At 65.0% G+C, this 585-nt stretch carries 1 protein-coding gene; it reads left to right on the top strand.

Going from position 1 to position 585, the window contains the following annotated elements; translation table 11 throughout:
• Positions 1-139: 139 nt before the first annotated feature.
• A partial coding sequence (locus CXQ94_RS23925; RefSeq protein WP_146070419.1) for a LysR family transcriptional regulator occupies positions 140-585 on the top strand: 446 nt, incomplete at its 3' end.

The raw sequence follows: 585 nt of genomic DNA, 5'->3' as shown, positions 1-585 counted from the left end.
GGCGGCGTCGATTGCTCTCATGCGGGCCATGGATCACACCTCTTATTCGATAGTTTTTCTACGTGGCCCAAGCATGCCGCCCTGGATTCCGTGGCGGAATTGGCCGAGACTTCAGTTCTGTCGATATCAGGAGTATCGAATGGATCGCTATACGACCCTGCGCAGCTTCGTGCTGGTGGCCGACTGCGGCAGCTTCGCCGCCGCCGCGCACAAGGAGAACGTCACCCCTGTGGTGATGGGGCGGCGGCTGGATGCGCTGGAGCGGCACCTCGGCGTCAAGCTGATGCACCGCTCCACCCGCGGCCTGTCGCTAACCGACTTGGGCGAGCAGTATCTGGAGCGCGCCCGCGGGCTGCTCAAGGACTTCGATGAGGTGGACGCCAGCATCAGCCACGACCGCACCTCGGTACGCGGCCACCTGGTGGTGTCGGCGCCGGCGGCATTCGGGCGGCGGCATATCGGCCCGCACGCACCGGCATTCCAGGCGCGCTACCCGGACCTGCAACTGTCGTTCAACTTCACCGACAGCGTGGTCGACCTGGTGCGCCACGGTTACGACATGGGCATTCGCATCGGCGAGGTGAC

This window comes from Arthrobacter sp. GMC3 (assembly GCF_002929305.1).
GTDB lineage: Bacteria > Actinomycetota > Actinomycetes > Actinomycetales > Micrococcaceae > Specibacter.
Note: the sequence above shows the minus strand (reverse complement) of the source record. Positions and strands in the feature narration are given on the sequence as shown.